An 18,277-nucleotide genomic window follows, 5' to 3' on the forward strand; every position below is an offset into this window, starting at 1 on the left:
TGTTACGAGTGCTGCTGCAGGTACTTGACCGGATGCGTTCCCGCATCGACCAGATCCCCGTCAAACCGCAGGAACGCCACGAATCCGTCCGCGTTCTGCAAGGCATATTTTTCGACCATGCGTCGAATCATGATGCTGCGGACGCGACGGATCTTGTATTTGCCAAACGCACCAGCCAGCACGGTTTTCTTGTTGGCCGTGATGGCATCGTCCATGTGCGGATTGCTGAAGATCGGTTTCCCGTCGAACGTGTCGGGAGTCCCCTCCGCCAGCGATCGCTGCCAGAGATACACACCGTCCGTCGATTTCAGTTTCTTCAGAGTCACCCAGACCGTGTCGGCTGCCATGATCCCGAACGATGGATCAGCGCGATACGCGGCATCCACACTCCAGATCAGATCCAGGACTTCATCGCCGGTGATTGCCGTGGCGGAAGCCGTGGTTTTTCCGAGAGTCGCCCGGTTGACGATTCCCCAGGGCTCATTCGAACCCTTACCGGTGGTGCAGCGTTTGTTGATCAGCCGACCGAGCCGGACGCCGAACATCTCGCCCACCTTCGAGGGCATGTCAAATCCCGTATCATCCAGCAGCGCCTGCGGAATGACGATGGCTTTTGAGGACCCGGTGTACGCCCCAAAAACCACGCCGCCGATCGAGGGGTCGCCCTCCGTAGATTCCTGATCATCCGTGATAATCTCGCCCTCATTGGCGGTGTCATTGATCGTCGGATAGGGCAGGTCCACGCCAGTGTCCGTATCCAGCAGGTCACACGCCTGGATCATCGGGCCGCTATGGAGCATCGCCATTTCCAGAGACCCGACCAATCCCGGCCGGGTGAGCATCCCCCCCCGGCTGGGAACCGTGGTGGTCAGTGAGTTGAAATAGTTCGCTCTGGCCACATTCCAATTGGAAGTCAGGTTCAGTTCCAGATTCTGTTTCCGGACGTTCAGGCCGACCGCCTGAGCAGCGTCCATCTGGCGTTCTGACGGCTCTTCGCCCATCTGATAGAGTGCCCATGCCTGGAAGGCGAGAGCCTGCTGCTCATCATCGTATTCCGCGTCACCTCGCCCGTGCCGAATGTCATCTCCGGCAGCCGAGCCCCGTCCGGCAATCCGCCGGTCGTTGGGTTCGTTCAGTTCACGTCCCAGATTCGCCAGCTGTTCCTGCCGTTCGATCCGGGATTTCAGTTCCAGGTCGTCCTTGTTGATGGCCGCGAGCGTGGTTTCTTCTTCCTGCGTCAGCGCCCGGTCCTCAGTCTCCGCCTGATTCACGATTTCCTTGAACCGTGCTTCCAGACTTCCCCGGCGTTCCCGCAATTCTTTGATGGATGGCATTTACTGATTCCTTGTTGATGCTCCCCGAACTTGCTTCAGTTTCCATCCTGCGCGATATCGCGCGGATGCTGTCAAACGCTTTTTTGAAAACCTGCAAGAATCCCCTCTGACGTTCCTGCATGTCGGGAGGTGCCGCGCGGTTACCGTCAAACGGTTTTCCAGAAAAATTCCGTTATCAATGAAAAAACCCCGCGATGCACAAGCACGCGGGGTCGCAGCTGCGGGGAGGTAGCAGCCACTATTTCCCGATTCTCTGTCCCACCACCTTCCAGGCCGCGATCTGTGCGCGGTGATCGACCTTCGAAGTGATGATGGAATCGCTCTGGCAGCGGCAACCGTCCTCCGCATGCGCTGCTTTTAGGTCGTCCATCGGGATTTCCAGAACGTTTGAGAACAGTTCCAGGGCAGCCTCCGTCTGGCAGTCTGCCTTCCCGGCCAGAATTTCCGGGATTCGGACCCCTTCCGCGCCGGTTCCCTGTGCAGACTGCATCAACTTGGCCACCAGATGGCCGCGTGTCCGGCAATCCATCGTGTCCCGGTCGATCGAGTCAATCCGGGCATTGAGTTTCGCGGCCAGCGTGGCACATCTCCGCAGTCCATCCGGCACTGTCTCGAGGGAATACAGCTTCGGAGAAAGTGAATTCACAATCGCCTGCTTATTGCTGGAGACTTCCGTGGCCAGTCCCAGTGAAACCGCCTTTTCTGCGTCGATCCAGGTCTCTTTGGCCATGAGGTCCAGGAATTCCCCCTTGGTTTTGCCGGAGCGGGAAGCGTAAACCTCCGCCAGAGTGTCCGTGAGGGAGTCCAGCAGGTCGGCGGAGTGTCGCAGGTCTCCAGCCTCACCCACGGCCACCGTCCAGGGGTTATGGATCATCAGGTAAGAGCCGGCGGCCATGCTGATCGTGTCACCCGCCATCGCAATGATGGATGCGATACTGGCAGCAACGCCGTCAATGTGCATGTGGATGGATGCCGGGTGATCTTTCAGAAGGTTGTACATCGTCAACCCTTCGAAAACCTCGCCCCCGTAGGAGTTCATCCGCACGGAAATCTTCGGCGCATCGTTGCCGATCGCTTTCAGTTCACCGGCCAGCCATTTGGCCCCCATCATCCCGGCCCAACTGGGTCCGATGTCGTCCAGGATGTGCAGTTCCGGTGGTTCCTTGGCTGCGTTAGTCGCGTTTTTCGTTGAGGACATGGCTTTCAATTCTCCTTAAAAGGTTGAGCATTTCGTTGCTGGATGCGGAAGCGCTTCCCAGCGGCATCCAGTTCGCGGGAACGTACCGAACATCCCCTTCCGGACCGATCGTTTCCCGGCCTTCAGACCGCAACACATCGTTGACGGTGTTTACGCCGATTTCGCAGAAGACGCGATTCGCTGAGGCCCGCTCATTGAGTGTTGGCAGGAGCATTTTCGAGCGATCGAACCGGATGACATGTGATTCCTCCTCCTGCTGTTCTTCTGTCAGCAGTTTGGCCTCACACTCCTCTTCCCAAGTCCCCAGCCACGGGTCGTAACTTTCATCCAGCGCGCTCCGGTTCTCCGCTTCGATGCTGTTATACGCCTGGCGGGAGTTGTCTCCGAGCTTGTGCGGGGGAACGCCGACGATGTTCGCAATCTCGATGATCTCGAATCGCTTCGTTTCCAGAAACTGCGCCTCATCCGGACTGAAGGACATCTTCGTGAACGTGGCCCCACCAGAGACTAGAGCCACCTTGTGGGAATTTGCCATGCCTGATGTCGTCTTCTTCCAGTAGTCAAGTAAGTTCTTTTGCGCATTCGGTTGGATGGTCTTGGGAACCATCAGCACACCGGAAATATTCGCCCCCTGTCCGAAGAAGTGAGACCCAAACTGGCGGACGGCAATCCCCATCCCGATCGCCTCCCGCATGACGTCGAGTACCGGGATACCGATCAGGCCATCCATGCACAGATTGCGGATGTGCAGAATGTCCGATTCCAGAAATGTCATCATTTCGCCATCGACGACTGTGCTGTAATGGACTTCGGGGATGTTCGTATCTGACGGAATCCACTTGATGGGGAATGTGCAAACCGGATCGAGAATCGTCAGATCCAGGGGGTTGCCTCGACCATCTCGCTGGATGAACGCGTATCCATTCCCGTGCATCTGGGCGTGGAGCGTCATCGCCCGGCGGAATGTCTTGGACGTGATGAACCGATTCGGCTTCCGCTTGAGCAACCGATACGCGGGATGGTCCTTCGCTTTGGGCATCCCGCCATCTTCTTCCAGCTGATGCACAATCAACGGCAGCTTGGCCACCGTGTCGGCGATCAGTTTCACCCCCCGGAAGAATGCCGGGTATCCAAGGGAAGTCCGGCTGTTGACCCGGACTCCGGACATTGCTTCCCGACCGCCTAGTCCGTCCATGAATTCGACACTGGGACTGCTCCACGTTCCCGGGTTCATGTCTACTGCGTTCTGAATTCCCGGCGCGATGAGTCCGCTGCCAATCCGTTCTGCAAATTCAGTATGGTTCATAGATAGATTTCCCCTTCCCCGGGATTGTCATAGGCGGATTCCTGATATCCACCCGATGTGTGCAGGCCGACGGCCATGATCAGAGCGACCGGACCATCCACTTTCCGAAAGTCATGCGGACCGGGCTTCATGGGACGTTTGTTCCCGCTGGCGTCGTGCTTGAACTGGAGATTGCCGATCTGCCAGTCCATGACCGGATGACCTTGATGGTGCAGCTTCCCGGAGATGAGCAGCCGTTCGAATTCGCCGGTCGGCTCCACGAAATGCTTCATCGTCTGCGGGAACAGGTGCCGGGGAATGCCTCCCTCTTCTTCCAGTTGCTGCGTCAGCTGTTCTGCGTTGTACGGGTCGTAAGCGACACCCTGAAACTCGAATTTGTGGACTAGTCCCTCATCGATCAGGTTCCCGGCTGCGTCATACAGGCCGCAGACGAATCTCTTGATGAACGTATAGTCGCAGACCTCGCCGGGAGTCAGGAACAGGTAGCCTTCCTCCCCTTCGCGTAGCGACTGCACCAAAGTGATGCGCATTCGCCAATCGTGAAGTCACTTTGCGACAGTGCGAGCCTCGCCCGCTGAATCAGCGATTCCTCAGACTCTTCGGCGTTCTCGACAATCGTGATTACTGGCTTCATCGCTCAACCAACTGAGCGCGGAGCCATTCCCGAAAGGTTCGTCGTCGCTCCTGGTACTGCCCCAGTGCGAGCTGCATGGTCTCTGGATTGACCGACATCATCTGCGAGCGAAGGTCGACTAGTTCAGAATGTTTCTCCGCCTGCTCCGACTGGATCGGGGTCTCCGGTGTCACCCTCGTAATTGCGTGCTGCTCTCCAGCGTTCTTTTTCGTACTCTGGGAGTCCGCCTGTGGGAATAGCTCGGAGGTTGTAGAGGTAGCCATGGTACTTGCCTTGCTTTTGTGCCCTGATCCATTGGTCAAGAATGCTTCGGTAGAGGTCGCGACCCATCGCGATATCGTCTGCGTCCGCCTGAATGACATTGATGTCGTAGTCGCCGGAGTCTTCAATAAAGATCCAGTAGAACACCGGGTCTTCGTGCCCGTTCGCGATCGCTGCGTCGACGTACATGGCAGCCTGCATGTGAGCTGGATGATCGGATTCTGCCTGATGCCACTCGCCGTGAGCCCGCAAGCAATCTGCGGCAAGAAAAAGAATGCGACGACCTTCGTCGAAAAGCCAGCACAGCTCTAATTCGTCAGAAATTGCCCCATGCAATGCTCCAGTATGGACGAAGAGTTAGAGGAAACAGGGGTCGATTCTATCCAATCTTGGCGACGACCGCCCGTGCTGCGTCAAGGTCCTTCTCCGCGTAGATCTCCGATGTCACTGCTGACGAATGCCCCAGAGTCACCCTGGCGGCTTCAATCCCGAATTCCCGCCGGGCTCGAGTGGCGAAATTATGCCGCAGCTGATTAGGGCTCCAGCAGTGTTCCGCTCGCCATGCGACGGCCTCTTTTTGGAGTTTCTTCTTCAGGCTGATCTTCTGCTTCTCGTTCAATTCTTTTTGGTTTTTCAGGTACCTGTCGATTCGCCGGAGATGGTCAGGCATGCCGAAAGCAACTTCGCAGCCGCGAGTGATTGCCCGGTGATAGCTGAATGAGGTGTAGCACGCTCCGGCTCTCCCTCTTTGAACACTTCGCGGAGAGAATAGGTATTCTTGTAGATCGCCCTTCAGAAACTCTCGCAGAATCTTCTGGCCTGCCGGACCAATTGCCACGACTCGCCCTTTGCCGTGGTGTTGGGTTTTGTGGGTCTGCGGTCGGTATTCCCAGATTTCACCGCTGACGTTCAGGTCGCAGCCCCGCATTCGGCGAACTTCCCCGGGCCTCATTCCGGTGACCATCTGAAGCTGGATCATTCCCCAGACTGGCCGGCTGACCGTCTTTTCGATCGCCAAGACTCGGGCCTCTGGAACCGGGACAACAGGTTCGGACTCGACTGCATCTGTTCGCCCAGCCAGCAATCCGTCCAGGGTTCCAAGTGCGAGGTAGACCTCGACTGCAACCAGCTCTTCAGCTACCGCCCACTTGAACATTCGCCGAATGCGACCGATATGCTGGTTGATTGAGGAGCGGACATATCCTGAGTCGATCATGGATTGCCGAACCGCTCTCAGGGCTTTGGGGGAAAACTCTCTGGCCGGAGAGGACTTGTAGAGTTTGACCACATGCCGCATGGCGATCTTCACCGCGTTGACTTCGCTGGTCATCTCCCCGCCCTTTCGATAGTGCTGCTTGCATCTCTGCAGATACAGCAGCACCAGATGACGCACAGAGAGACCTGAGGCCACCTGCGTTTTGGGGGATTGCTGCCACTCAAGAATGAGCTTCGAATACTTTTCGTAGCTCTCGGGGGAACCGTGTTGCCCCAGCCAGTGGTCTTTGCCATCGATTCGGACGCGAGCCTGTCCGGATGGCTTGTGGAAACCGTAACTTGGGACTACTGATCTCGGCATTTGCCAACTCCGTTCACTGCGTTTGTGGTAAACGCGGGTAAAACGATGTTGCACTGCCTTGAATGCAGGTAGCCGCAAGTTACGGCTCAACAACGACTTTCGTCAGTGCCCCCACAAGGACTCGAACCTTGGACCAATTGATTAAGAGTCAATTGCTCTACCAACTGAGCTATAGGGGCTGCCGATCTGACCAGCGAGGGTCGGATTGGGAACGAGACATTGTAGCTACCCGATTCACAGACACAACCCTGCAGCCGCGCGGATTCTTCGAGGCCCCGCAGAATCGGTATTGGCGGGATAAATTGCCGTCCGGACAGCGTTTGGCTTACACTCGGTATCGCCTCGCTGAGTTGGGGGTTTCGTCAGTCATATCTGCCATGTGAATCGTTTCGAATCCGGAGTTTCCGATGCCGCTGCATGCCCTGCCTGTGTCTCGACGAGCCTTTCTTGCCCGCACGGCTGCAGCCCTGGCGGGGCTCGCGGTTGTCCGGTCAGGGTTTGGAGAAGTCGACCGGGAGCGGTATCGTCTCGCGATGCTTTCCGACACACATATTGATGCGAATCCGGACTATGTTCATCGGGATGTGAATGTCGCTGCCAATCTTCGGCAGGTGGTCGGTGAAGTACTCGAATTGCAGCATCGGCCGCAGGGGGTGCTGGTGAATGGCGACTGTGCTTTCAGTCGAGGTCTGCCCGGGGACTACGCTGTGTTTCAGGAGTGTGTGAAGCCGCTGGGAGAGGGAGGCATTCCGCTGCACATCACGATGGGGAATCATGATGCACGCGAAACTCTTTATGACGCGATCAACGGACAGCGTCCCGGGGCTCAGACGGTGGAATCGCGCCACATCAGCGTCATTGAAACTCCTGTCGCCAATCTGTTTCTGCTGGACACGCTGACAAAGACAAACGTCGTGACCGGGATGGTCGGCCAGGCGCAGCTGGAATGGCTGACGCGGTCGCTGGATGCCCGACCTGATAAGCCGGCCGTTCTGATCGCCCATCACGCACCGCAGTTTACTGCGCCTGAGGAAGGAAAGATCTGGTCCGGGATTGAGGATACGCAGGAGTTCTTTTCCGCGCTGGCGACCCGCAAGCAGGTAAAAGCTTTCATCTTTGGGCACACGCACGCATGGGGAACTGCTCAGCACGAGGGGATTCACCTGGTGAATCTGCCGCCGGTGGCTTATCTCTTCAGGGACGCGGATCCAAATGGCTGGGTTGATGCCGAGTTTCGTCCGGACGGCCTTCGACTCGAGTTGCACACGATCGACGCTGATCATCCCCTGAATCGGCAGGTGACCGATCTGACCTGGGGGTGAAGAGCGTGTTCAGCGGGCTTCGCTCTGCAGGTGGAAGTCTTCGATCTTCTTGTGGAGCGTGTTCCGGTTGATTCCCAGTCGTGTTGCTGCCTTGGTCTGGGTTCCCTGGCAGCCTCGCAGGACTTGCAGGATCAGTTCCCGTTCCACCATGCCGATCACTGATTCGTGGCACTTGCCATCTTCGGTGACTTCGCTCAGGCCGCGTGCGACCAGCTCGGTGCACAGCGACTGAAGTTCGGTGCGTTCGATGCGTCCCAGTCGGACGGGGGCCTCTCCGCGGACGTGTGAGGGGAGCAGCTCCGGGGTCAGAATGTCTCCGTCGGCGAGCACAATTGCCCGTTCGATGTAATTCTGGAGTTCGCGGACATTTCCTGGCCAAAGATAAGACTTCAGGAACGTCAATGCTTCGGGGGAGACGGAGAGTGTCGGGCGATGGTTCTGGGCGGCGTATCGCCCCACGAAAAAATCGACCAGCTCAGGAATGTCTTCGCGTCTCTCCCGCAACGGCGGGACATAGATCGGCAGCACGTTGAGCCGGTAGTACAGGTCTTCCCGAAAGGTCTTGTGCTCCACCATCTCAGCGAGGTCGCGGTTCGTCGCTGCAATGATCCGGCAATCGACGCTGATGGTTTTTGTGTCACCGACCCGTTCGAACTGATGTTCCTGCAGGACCCGCAGCAGCTTCACCTGCAGGGTGTGGCTGACGGAGTTGATCTCATCCAGAAAGATGGTCCCGCCATGTCCGGCTTCGAAGCGTCCGGTGCGGTTCTCGATTGCGTTGGTAAAGGCTCCTTTGACGTGGCCGAAGAGTTCGCTTTCGAGCAGGCTTTCACTGAGTGCGCCGCAGTTGACCCGCACAAACGGGCCGCTGGCTCGCGGACTCAATTCGTGAACGGCGCGGGCCACGAGTTCTTTGCCGGAGCCCGTTTCTCCCAGGAGGAGAACCGTTGCAGCGCTGTTGGAGATTTTGCGGACATGGCGAAAGAGTTCGCGCATGACGTCGCTGGACCCGATGAACCCCTCAAATGGGGGAGAGTCGCTCGAAGAGAGAGGCGAGGGCATAGCTCAACTACGATGTCTGCGTGAGAACTTTGCAAGGCTGCTGGAAGTGTAGGCAGAGGAGGTTCCATTTGCAAGCAGTGGGCTCTGGCGGGTCGCTGGAGAGGAAGGGCTCTGCGCGTGCTCAGCAATGTGTTGCCTGCTGGAATTGCACGGCGTGCAAACATTGCAGGCTGGGAGATGGCTTCAGTGCGTCATCGCATAGAAAACGATGTTGATCCCCATGGGGTACGCCTTTTTCTCCGAGTACTCGTGGAAGTAGTTCACATCTTCCCCTTCACGCTCCCAGCCATCACCCAGGTCGGTGTTATGGCAGGCGAGCGCCACGAGCCGGCCCGCGTCGTCGAAGAAACCACGATAGTGAACCTCGGTTGCGTCCGGGCGTTCGTAAGAGATCCCTCTGCGGCCGAATTCGATCGAGGGAACCTGAGGCTTTTCCTGCAGGTCATAAACGATGTGGAAGATCGGATGGTCCAGCGGAAGCTCCTGTGGCTCCTGGTTCGGAAAGACCTTCTTCATCTCCCTCGCAAAGTTCTCCCACTCCGCTTCGCCCCAGAAGTCGTCGAACATGGCGAAGCCGCCGTTTCGCAGGTACTTCTGCAGCGACTGAACTTCCTCGTCAGAAAAGTTCAGGCCGCCGTTCCGGTTGAATCCCCCCCCGGGTTCGCAGAAGTAGATGAACGGATAGTCGAACAGTGCATGGTCTGTCAGCTCGAGAACAATGGGGTTCGGGCTGACTTTCAGCGAAGTGAGTTGCTGCAGGCGGAAAGAAAAATTCAGATCACTGTCGGGATAGTCGGTGTTCCAGGCCCCGTACATCCCGTTGACAGGGTTGTACATGATACGGACGAAAGTGAAGAGATCGCTGGGGAAGGCGGGATCCACTTCCCATTCGGGCACTCCCCGTCGATCGATGAGAAAACGGGTCGGCTCCTGGGTCTGAAAGATCTGCTGAATGGAACCGTCGCGGGATCGTCGCTGCAGCTGCGCATAGGCTGAGAGGGTCACCGCACCCAGAACGAGGACAAGCAGAAATCCCCCTCGCATGTGATACGACCTTCAAGGGTGATGCCGTCGGAAGACTTTGTCCTTACTGTATCCCGCCGGTGTGCGCCGGGCCACGTTTCCAGGTGAGCTGCCGAGTAGAAATCCTGAAGTCAGCATGCGGGCAACTTGTAATGCCGGGCGTCGACCTTAGAGTGGACAGGCGGGAGGAATCGATGAGGCGGTTGAAAAGAGTCTTCAATTATTTCCGTCAGGCCTGCGTTGAGTTCGGGGAAGATGGCTGTACGACAATGGCGGCGGCACTGGCCTATTACGCCCTGTTCTCCATTCCTCCGTTGATTCTCATTGTCATTCTCGCAGCGGGAATGCTGTGGGGGGAAGAGGTCGCCCAGGAGAATCTGAGCAGGGAGTTAACGCAGATTTTCGACCGCTCAGGGGCAGAGCTGATTCTGGACGTCATGCAGCATGCTCGAGATAAGGACACCAGTTTCTGGGCTACTCTCGTCAGCGTGGTCGTGCTCTTTGTCGGATCAACCGGGGTGATGGTTCAATTGCAGATCGCATTGAATCAGGTCTGGAACTACGTTCCGCCAGCGACGGATTCCCACGTGCGACGATTGGTGATCAAGAGAATTCTTTCCTTCGTCATGGTGCTGACGGTTGCGACGTTGCTGTTCGCTTCGCTGGTCGCGACAGCTGTCCTGGCTGCCACCGTCACGTTTCTGGACCCGTATCTTCCGGGGGAAACATCTCACTGGCTCAGCTATTTCGGCAATCTCGGGGTGACCTATGTGGTCGTCGTTCTCCTGCTGGCAGCGTTGTTCCGCTGGCTTCCGGATGTGCATGTCTACTGGGGAGATGTCTGGGTCGGAGCGAGCATCACAGCACTGCTGTTCATGATCGGCAAGGAGTTGCTCGGCTGGTATCTGGGGACTCGCAATCTGAGCGGGTACGGTGGAGCGGGTGCCCTGGTGCTGCTGCTGATGTGGATCTATTACACATCCATGATCATTCTGTTTGGGGCCGAGTTGACCCAGGTGTGGGCACAGTCGCGAGGGCACCAGCGACGCGCGCGGAGCAGGGCCGACAGCTGAACTGGAGAAAGAGCTCTGATTCAATCGACTTCATCGGGTGGCCCAGACAAAGTCTGGGCGGCGCAGCCGCAAGAGGCCGTTCGTATCACGATGCACGAAGAACAGCCCCCGTTGTAATGCCGATCCAAAATCTCGCTGATCCGCAGTTCGGCGGCGTTCTGACATGCCTCTTGTCCCTGCGGAACCCAGACGTTGTCTGAGCCACCCGTTCGCGGGACGGCTGGCTCGTGGTGCGTCTTGGGAGATCTCAATGCCGGAGATCGTCCGCCAGTTGTGGGGCATACATCCGCACCGAGCTGATAAAGGCCGCAAAATCCTGTGGATTGCAGTGAGTTCGACTGAAAATGACCGCGACATTGCGTTCCACGAATAACAGCAGCAACCGATCGGTGAGGGTGGCTGAAACGAACGTGGGCCAATAGATCAGTTGGTCGAATTTGGAACATGTCATCCGCAGCCCGTCCGGTCCTGTGGAGACATTGCGTTCGATGAGAATAAATCCATCGGGCTCCAGATGGTCCTTGATCGCACTCCTGTTGATCTTCCGGAGAAGGAAGATCATTCCGATTGCCAGAAGCGGAAGCATGGCCACTCTGGCAATGTCGAACAATTCCTTCCCTGGTCCTCTTGCAGGTCTTTCACGCAATATCGGTATGACGAGGGAAACGGTTACTGCGATAACGACAATCGAGAGCAGACGCAACAGCTTGATCTTCGGCGATCCAAATGCACGCTTTTGGAGGATTTGGTTCCCGAGAGTCCATTCAGATTGTTCGAGTCGAGTTTTGAAGTTCATCGTGGCCCTTGTCGAAAGTGGAATCTCGTGCTTACCTCGCCCAGTAGTCCACGACGGTCACATCGTCCAGGATCGGCTTGAGCAGTTCGACAAACTTCACGTGGTCCGGGTGCGTCAGGTAGGTGTCCCGGTTGGCCTCGCTGGTGAAGGTGACGAAGAAACAGTGCGTCAGTCCCTTGGAAAGCTTCTCCGGGCTGACGTCTGTTCCCCATTCGTATTCGTCAATCTCACTGACCTTGCCGGGGAGTTCACCGAAGGCTTTCACGACAGCATCGATCTGCGCCTGTGTGGCGTCGGGTTTGAACTTGAAGAGCACGACGTGGCGCAACTTCGCCTCTTTCTTCTTGTCCGCCTTGGAGGAGTTGACGAGCAGGCTGGCGACAAGCAGCAGTGCGATTCCCAGGCAGGCAAGCAGTAGAGATTTCATGAAGAAGGCCTTCTTTCTGTCACAAAGGAGCTGGATCACCGCCGTGTCTGCCCGGCTGCGGTTCTGTTCTGAGCTGGACGTCGAGGCGTAACTGTTTGCAGGATAATGATTTTACGCGATGCGGGCCCCGCTGACAATTCCGTGACATCGCTGGCGAAAGTTTGACCGAAGTTTTCCAGCGGCCTGACACACTCCCTCCGAAGATTGTGATACAAGACTTTCCCAACGTGGAGCACCCAAAACCTTTTCGCTCCCTGCTGCAAACTCCGAGCAATACCGCAGGAAACGGGTTGCTCTTATTGAAAGAACACAATCATGTCTCCTGCCATGCTGGACAGTGCTGCTGAACTGGAAGCAATTCCTCTCAGCCCACAACCCGTTTCCGAGGTCGCTCAAGCCGATCGCCCGAAAAGTCAGGCAGCCAAAGAACGCGAAGAACTTCTGCGTTACTTCTATCCGGAAAATCTCCGCCTGAAGAATGTCGACTGGGTCATTGCCGGCTGGATGTTTGCAATGCACGTTGGAGCTGTGGCGGCTTTGTTCTTCTTCACCTGGGAAGCGGTCGCGGTCGCAGTTGTCCTGCACTGGATGACCTGCAGCCTGGGCATCTGCATGACCTTTCACCGTTGTCTGTCGCACCGGTCGTTGAAGCTGAAGGGCCCAGCAAAGTTCTTCGGGACGCTGTGCGGTTCGATCGCCGGTGAAGGAAGTCCGCTCACCTGGGCAGCCACCCATCGTGTGCATCACGGCCATTCCGATCAGGCAGGGGACCCGCACTCTCCGCTGGAAGGTCCCTGGTGGGCTCATCTGTGGTGGATGATGATCAAGACAAGTCCCCGCAAGCGACAGCTGCTGTATCAGTACTACGCTCCGGATCTGGTCCGTGATCCGATGATGCAGTTCTTTGAAAAGACCTTTGCACTCTGGCTGTGGGTTGCGGGCCTGACGCTGTTCTTCGTCGGGGGCTGGCCGATGCTGCTGTGGGGGATGTGCGTCCGGATGGTTCTCGCTTACCACAGCACGTGGTTTGTGAACTCGGCAACCCATCTGTGGGGATACCGCAATTACGAGACGACCGATGCTTCCCGCAACCTGTGGTGGGTGGCGCTGTTCGCCTACGGTGAAGGCTGGCACAACAATCATCACGCTCACCCCCGTCTGGCCCGGGCCGGACACCGCTGGTGGGAGTTCGATATGACCTGGTGGACAATCAGCTTCCTGCGACTCATCGGGCAGGCAACGGATGTGGATGACCGTATTCCGGAAACGAACGCGTCCCCCACATAATCGCTGGCCAAACTGTCGAACCAAAGTGAAGATCCGCCTGGAGAATTTCAGGCGGATCTTTTTTGTTGACGCGTTGTTGGCGGTGATCACGAATCGACCCGCGCGAAGGCTCAGGCGGATTCTTTGCGTCTTGTGGACTTCTTTTTCGCGACTGGTCGATGGCTCAGGATCTCTCCGATCTCACCGCGTGTCACGCCCAGTTTGGCGAGGGATCGAATCAGGAGTTCCATGGAAATGGAGGGATCTGCCGTTTCCAGCTTCGCGATGCGTGACTGACTGGAGCCGATGAGCTTTGCCAGATTCACTTGGGTCAGCTGATGGAACTGTCTCAATTCCCTCACTTTATTGGCGAGGGCCAGTTTCATTTCGACGAGCATTTCTTCCGCCTCGCCCAAGCCGAGGAATTCCGTTGTCGAACCGACTTTCCACCCAGCGGCTTCTAACTTTTTTCTTTTTGTGGTTTTCATCGGGTTACCTCGTCGTATCTCGCAAATCGCTTCTTGCAGATATCGATGACTTGCTGAGGAGTCCGAACTGTCTGCTTGGGGAACACTTCTCCGATGATGATCGCATCGGCGTCTGTGCGGTAAATAATCCGCCAGCTGGCATTGTTGTCGACGATTCGCAGTTCATGGCACCGCTTTCCAATTGATGGCATTGGACGGCTGTGTGGCATGCCGATGCTTTCTCCGGACTGTAGGCGACGTAACAAAGTTCCGGCCTCCACTCTCGCCTCCATCGAAAACGGTGGCGTTTTGATTTCACCGTGTAGCCAGACGAGTGGTTTTTCCTTGAGGCCCATTCTTCAATGATATGTCACATCTGGAATATGTCAATATCGACATAAACGGCATTTGGTCATGCTGGACCACTTATTGACACGATCCTCACCCCGTCTTCAGCCCTTCAGCGGTGCCACCACGCGGCGGCATTCCGGTAGGCTCTCCAGGAAGATCCGTCCGTACGGTTTGGTCCGCAAGCGGGGATCGAGAATCACCACCTGACCTGAGTCGGTGGCCGAGCGAATCAGCCGGCCGAACCCTTGTCGCAATTTGATGGCTGCTTCGGGAACCTGATACTGCGTGAACGGGTTACCGCCGTTTTCGCGAATCCGCTCAACACGTGCTTCCAGCAGCGGATGGTCCGGGACGCTGAAAGGAAGCTTGGTGATGATGACGTTCTTGAGCGCGTCCCCGGGAACATCGACACCCTGCCAGAACGATTCCGTGCCGAACAGCACCGCCTGTCCATCTTTGCGGAAGTTCTCCAGCAGCACGTTTCGCTGCATTCCCGTTCCCTGACAGAGCAGCATTTGGTTCCGCTGGGCGAACCAGGGGGTCAGCTTGCGGGCGCAGGACTGCAGCATCTTGTAGCTGGTGAAGAGCACAAAGGTTCCGCCCGTGGTGTCATCGACATGCTGTCGAATGCGTTCGACGACGGCATTTTCATACTCAGCCGGCGTTTCGCCCGGGTCGGGCATTTTGTCCGGAAGGACGATCGTGGCCTGCTTCTGATAGTCGAACGGGGATCCGAGTTTCAGGTCGCGTGCCTTGGTCAGACCGATGCGGTTGCGGTAGAAGCTGAAGTCCTGTCGACCCACCGCCAGCGTCGCACTCGTCAGGATCACGGAGGGGACTTTGGAGAACAGTTCATCCCGCAGCGTCGCCCCGACATCAATCGGCGAAGACATCAACTTGATGTTGTGCAGCTTCTGGCCGGTCACTTCGATCCAGTAGACAGCGTCTTCCTGTCGCTGTTTCAGCCAGCTGTTGAGAGAAACTCCCAAGCCGTCGAGCCGGTCTGCAGAAGAATGGAAGTCGAGCTGCTGGGCTTCGTCCTTCAGCTCACCTGCGAACGTCCGCAGCGTGAGGGAGAGATCGTGCAGTTCTGAAGAAACTCGGTTGTCGATTTCAATTGGTCTGCGGACTCGTCCATTCTGGGCGGCCGATTTCTCGCGCCACTGACTGAGCTGATCAAACAGGTCATCCACCAGAAAACGGAGCCGGGCGACCATCTGCTGGCCTTTTTCAACGTTGTGGTGAATCAGCAGTCCTTTGCGGGTGCGGTCGTTGTAGAGCTTGTTGAACAGGTAGCTGAACTGGCCGTTCGAGACGGTCATGCCGAGATGGGAAGCGGCCACATCCTCGAGTGTGTGAGCTTCATCGAAGACCGCCACGTCATAGTCGGGGAGGACGCTGGCTCCTTCTCTTCGAAGTGCCAGGTCTGCAAAGAACATGGCATGGTTGACCACAAGGACGTCAGAGTTCCACACCCGGCGGCGGGCCCGGTAGTAGAAACAGTCCTTGTGGGACGGGCATTTCTTCCCAAGACAGTTGCCGTGTTCGCTGCGGATCTCGTCCCAGACCTGGGGAATGGGAGTGAATCCCAGGTCTGCGAGACTCCCGTCATACGTGGACTCCGACCAGTTGTGGACAGACTGCAGTTGTGTCTGTTCTTCACTCTCGAAGAGTGCGCGGCTCTTCTCGCGTGCCTGCTGCAGGCGTCGCAGACTGATGTAATTTCCCCGCCCTTTGACCAGCACGGCCGAGAATTCGACTGGGAGAATCGAATTCAGAAAGGGGATGTCCCGGGCGATCAGCTGTTCCTGCAGGCTGATGGTATGAGTGCTGATGACGATCCGGGTCTTGTCATTCTTCTCCTGCCGTTCCGCTGCAGCCAGAATGCAGGGGACCATGTACGCAAAGCTTTTTCCGACCCCTGTCCCCGCCTCGACGACCAGGTGCGATTTCGTGGCGATCGCTTCCGCCACAGCGGACGCCATCTCGACCTGTTCGGGACGGGATTCGTACTGCGGCAACCGGCGGGCAATGAATCCGTCCGCTTCAAAGACATCGTCCGTTGAAGGAATCATGTCCCCGCCCTGTGGACACCGATGATGCAGGTGTCATCCCGGGATGTCATGGTCCCCATGAACTCTTCGACGTTCTCGACGATCGTTTCGACGGTCTTGCTGATCGTGCCCTTGCACGTCGCCAGCAGCCCCGTCAGGCGTTCACTGCCGTAGATGTCCTTGTCTGCGTTCATGGCTTCGCTGACGCCATCGGTATAGGCGATGATCGTGTCGCCCGGAGCGATCTGAACGGTCGCCGATTCGTAGGCCAGTTCCGGCATGATTCCCAGTGGCAGGCTCGCCGATTCCCGGGCCAGGACCGTCACCTGACCGTCCGCACTCCGTTTCAGCGGAGGGAGATGCCCCGCGTTGACGATCTTCAGCGTGTTCTCATTTGGGTCAATCAGCATGACCAGGAACGTGATGAATCGATGTCCCAGGCCGCTGGAAGAAATTTCCTCGTTCAGGCCGGAGACCGCTTCTTCGAGCGTCCGTTTGGTCAGGAGCTGAAACCGCATTGAGGAGTAGAGACGGGCCATCAACAGGGCGGCCGGCATCCCTTTTCCAGCGACATCTCCAATCGCCATCGCCACTCGGCCGTCCGCGAGCGTCAGGTAGTCGAAGTAGTCTCCACCGACACTCAAGGCTGCTTCGTAGTAATCGTGAAACGTGTAGTCCGGCAGGTTGGGGCGGGACTTCGGCAGGAATCCAAGCTGGACCTGCGTGGCAAATTCGAGGTCCCGTTCGAGTTCTCTTCGCTGCACATGTTCTTCGTGCATCCGGGCGTTTTCAATCGCCATGCTCGCCTGGCTGGCGAGGCTGGAAAGCAGATCGAGATCTTCTTCCGAGAAGGCGCGGTCGTCATCGCGGGTCACAATCTGGATGACCCCCATCCCTTCATCGTCCTGGCTGAGCAGCGGGACACACATCATCGACGTGATACGCATCTTTGAGAGAGCGGTGCTCTTCTTGAACCGGGAATCATCGAGGACATTCCGACTTAACAGCGATTCACGTGTCTGCAGGGCGTGGCGAACCACAGTCATGCTGACGGCCACCGTCTCAGCCTCGGCTCCGCCACGAGTCCGGCTGGCTTTCACTTTCAGTCGGTTCGTGTCCGGGTCTTTCAGCAGCACGAACCCCTGTTCCGCCTGCGGAAAAATGTTGAAGAGCGTCACAAGCATCTTGGGGAGGACGGTTTCAATCCGCAGTTCCCGTCCCAGAGCCTGTGTGATCTCGAGGATCGCCTTCAGTTTGACGCTGGGGTCGACGGTCGACTTGTAGACGCTGTCTGAGGAAAGACGCCGGATCGAGGTCGCGCTTTCGAACGGTCGCGGATCTTCGACCGGCATTTCGAACAGCTGGCTGTTTTCCAGCAGCCCGGACTTCATGGCGTCGATGGTGTCGGAGCCGACCTTCGGAGGACGCTCTTCCGGCTGGGCAGGCATCTGGGCAATTGAGGGATACAGGATAAACTGCATCACCACGTCGCACAGACGGATTTCGTCGCCGTCATTGAGTTCTGTTCGCCCGGCGATTTTCTTTTCGTTGACGAACGTCCCGTTCCGGCTTCGCAGGTCTTCGATGTAGAAGGTGCCATGGCTTTCCAGCACCTGTGCGTGCTGACGGCTGACCACATTGCTGTTCAGGACAACCTGGCAGGTAGGATGACGGCCGAGAATGGTCCGTTCCGCCACCATGGGAAACTGAGTTCCTTCGGATTCGCCGCTCACAACCTGGAGAACAGCCACAGCAATTCCTTTTTCAACAATGACCCGACGCGAGTTCCTTCCCGCGGCTCCTACTGGCAGAACAGTCTCGACTGCTGGGAGAATTTTTCCGAAGATCGTTCTACATCGACTGTTCTGTGCGAATTGCGGAAATTCGCCATAAAAGCAAAGTTTACCGCAGCCCTTCCCGGAGGGCAATTCTTGGGGAGGGAAGAGGGAAGAGGGATGAGGGAAGAGGGAAGAGGGAAGAGGGAAAATGGTGCGTGTCTCCTAATGCTCTGGACTCTGGACTCCGGACTCTCAACTGCTACCGAATTTTCAACGGGGAAAGCCCGCTGCCCCCCGTGATTGAGACTCTCGACTCCCCTGCTTATGATCTCTCCTCCGGAAAATCGGA

The 18,277-nt window shown here is 57.1% G+C and carries 17 protein-coding genes and 1 tRNA gene; 3 read left to right on the forward strand and 15 right to left on the reverse strand.

Going from position 1 to position 18,277, the window contains the following annotated elements:
- Nucleotides 1-2 precede the first annotated feature (2 nt).
- From SH661x_RS05385 to SH661x_RS05415, 7 genes are all read right to left on the reverse strand, one after another.
- Nucleotides 3-1,334 (reverse strand): phage major capsid protein, encoded by a 1,332-nt coding sequence (locus tag SH661x_RS05385; RefSeq protein ID WP_437228781.1) that lies wholly within the window; start codon nt 1,332-1,334, stop codon nt 3-5.
- A gap of 238 nt (nt 1,335-1,572) precedes the next feature.
- Nucleotides 1,573-2,532, reverse strand: a complete 960-nt coding sequence (locus SH661x_RS05390; RefSeq protein ID WP_437228783.1) for a head maturation protease, ClpP-related — start codon at nt 2,530-2,532, stop codon at nt 1,573-1,575.
- Nucleotides 2,507-3,838, reverse strand: coding sequence for a phage portal protein (locus SH661x_RS05395; RefSeq protein ID WP_437228785.1), 1,332 nt, complete (start codon nt 3,836-3,838; stop codon nt 2,507-2,509). Before SH661x_RS05395 ends, SH661x_RS05390 begins: the two co-directional genes overlap by 26 nt.
- On the reverse strand, nt 3,835-4,368 hold the full coding sequence (locus SH661x_RS05400; RefSeq protein WP_437228787.1) for a terminase TerL endonuclease subunit: 534 nt from the start codon (nt 4,366-4,368) through the stop codon (nt 3,835-3,837). Before SH661x_RS05400 ends, SH661x_RS05395 begins: the two co-directional genes overlap by 4 nt.
- A 227-nt stretch (nt 4,369-4,595) precedes the next feature.
- Nucleotides 4,596-4,922, reverse strand: a complete 327-nt coding sequence (locus tag SH661x_RS05405; RefSeq protein WP_437228789.1) for a hypothetical protein — start codon at nt 4,920-4,922, stop codon at nt 4,596-4,598.
- 190 nt (nt 4,923-5,112) lie between these two features.
- Nucleotides 5,113-6,309 carry a tyrosine-type recombinase/integrase gene (locus tag SH661x_RS05410; protein WP_437228791.1) on the reverse strand — a complete coding sequence of 399 codons (1,197 nt, stop codon included), beginning with the start codon at nt 6,307-6,309 and terminating at the stop codon, nt 5,113-5,115.
- 106 nt (nt 6,310-6,415) lie between these two features.
- A tRNA-Lys gene (locus SH661x_RS05415) sits at nt 6,416-6,488 on the reverse strand.
- A 228-nt stretch (nt 6,489-6,716) separates the two neighbouring features.
- On the opposite strand from SH661x_RS05415, the gene SH661x_RS05420 reads away from it, so the two are divergent.
- Entirely contained in the window at nt 6,717-7,631 is a 915-nt protein-coding gene (locus SH661x_RS05420; RefSeq protein ID WP_437228793.1) for a metallophosphoesterase family protein, read from the forward strand.
- A 9-nt stretch (nt 7,632-7,640) separates the two neighbouring features.
- Here SH661x_RS05420 and SH661x_RS05425 read toward each other — a convergent pair whose 3' ends face one another.
- Both SH661x_RS05425 and SH661x_RS05430 read right to left on the reverse strand, forming a co-directional pair.
- Nucleotides 7,641-8,693, reverse strand: coding sequence for a sigma-54 interaction domain-containing protein (locus tag SH661x_RS05425; protein WP_437228795.1), 1,053 nt, complete (start codon nt 8,691-8,693; stop codon nt 7,641-7,643).
- Nucleotides 8,694-8,876: 183 nt separating this feature from the next.
- Nucleotides 8,877-9,737, reverse strand: a complete 861-nt coding sequence (locus SH661x_RS05430) for a DUF4159 domain-containing protein (protein WP_437228797.1) — start codon at nt 9,735-9,737, stop codon at nt 8,877-8,879.
- A gap of 173 nt (nt 9,738-9,910) precedes the next feature.
- Between SH661x_RS05430 and SH661x_RS05435 the strand changes: the two genes are divergently transcribed.
- Nucleotides 9,911-10,789: a YihY/virulence factor BrkB family protein gene (locus SH661x_RS05435; protein ID WP_437228799.1), complete on the forward strand. Its 879-nt coding sequence runs from the start codon at nt 9,911-9,913 to the stop codon at nt 10,787-10,789.
- Nucleotides 10,790-11,036: 247 nt separating this feature from the next.
- On the opposite strand, the gene SH661x_RS05440 is transcribed toward SH661x_RS05435, so the two are convergent.
- Entirely contained in the window at nt 11,037-11,375 is a 339-nt protein-coding gene (locus SH661x_RS05440) for a hypothetical protein (RefSeq protein WP_437228801.1), read from the reverse strand.
- A 241-nt stretch (nt 11,376-11,616) separates the two neighbouring features.
- Entirely contained in the window at nt 11,617-12,012 is a 396-nt protein-coding gene (locus SH661x_RS05445) for a Dabb family protein (protein ID WP_437228803.1), read from the reverse strand.
- Nucleotides 12,013-12,327: 315 nt separating this feature from the next.
- On the opposite strand from SH661x_RS05445, the gene SH661x_RS05450 reads away from it, so the two are divergent.
- Nucleotides 12,328-13,299 (forward strand): acyl-CoA desaturase, encoded by a 972-nt coding sequence (locus SH661x_RS05450; RefSeq protein WP_437228805.1) that lies wholly within the window; start codon nt 12,328-12,330, stop codon nt 13,297-13,299.
- Nucleotides 13,300-13,409: 110 nt separating this feature from the next.
- Here SH661x_RS05450 and SH661x_RS05455 read toward each other — a convergent pair whose 3' ends face one another.
- From SH661x_RS05455 to SH661x_RS05470, 4 genes are all read right to left on the reverse strand, one after another.
- A complete protein-coding gene (locus tag SH661x_RS05455) occupies nt 13,410-13,766 on the reverse strand; it encodes a helix-turn-helix transcriptional regulator (protein ID WP_437228807.1) in 357 nt (118 codons plus the stop codon).
- Complete coding sequence (locus SH661x_RS05460; protein WP_437228809.1) at nt 13,763-14,101, reverse strand: type II toxin-antitoxin system RelE/ParE family toxin; 339 nt, start codon at nt 14,099-14,101, stop codon at nt 13,763-13,765. Before SH661x_RS05460 ends, SH661x_RS05455 begins: the two co-directional genes overlap by 4 nt.
- A gap of 96 nt (nt 14,102-14,197) precedes the next feature.
- On the reverse strand, nt 14,198-16,171 hold the full coding sequence (locus tag SH661x_RS05465) for an ATP-dependent DNA helicase (protein WP_437228811.1): 1,974 nt from the start codon (nt 16,169-16,171) through the stop codon (nt 14,198-14,200).
- Complete coding sequence (locus SH661x_RS05470) at nt 16,168-17,901, reverse strand: SpoIIE family protein phosphatase (protein WP_437228813.1); 1,734 nt, start codon at nt 17,899-17,901, stop codon at nt 16,168-16,170. The genes SH661x_RS05465 and SH661x_RS05470 overlap by 4 nt, the downstream gene beginning before the upstream one ends.
- Nucleotides 17,902-18,277: the final 376 nt, after the last annotated feature.

This window comes from Planctomicrobium stercoris (assembly GCF_051465655.1).
Classification (GTDB): Bacteria; Planctomycetota; Planctomycetia; order Planctomycetales; family Planctomycetaceae; genus Planctomicrobium.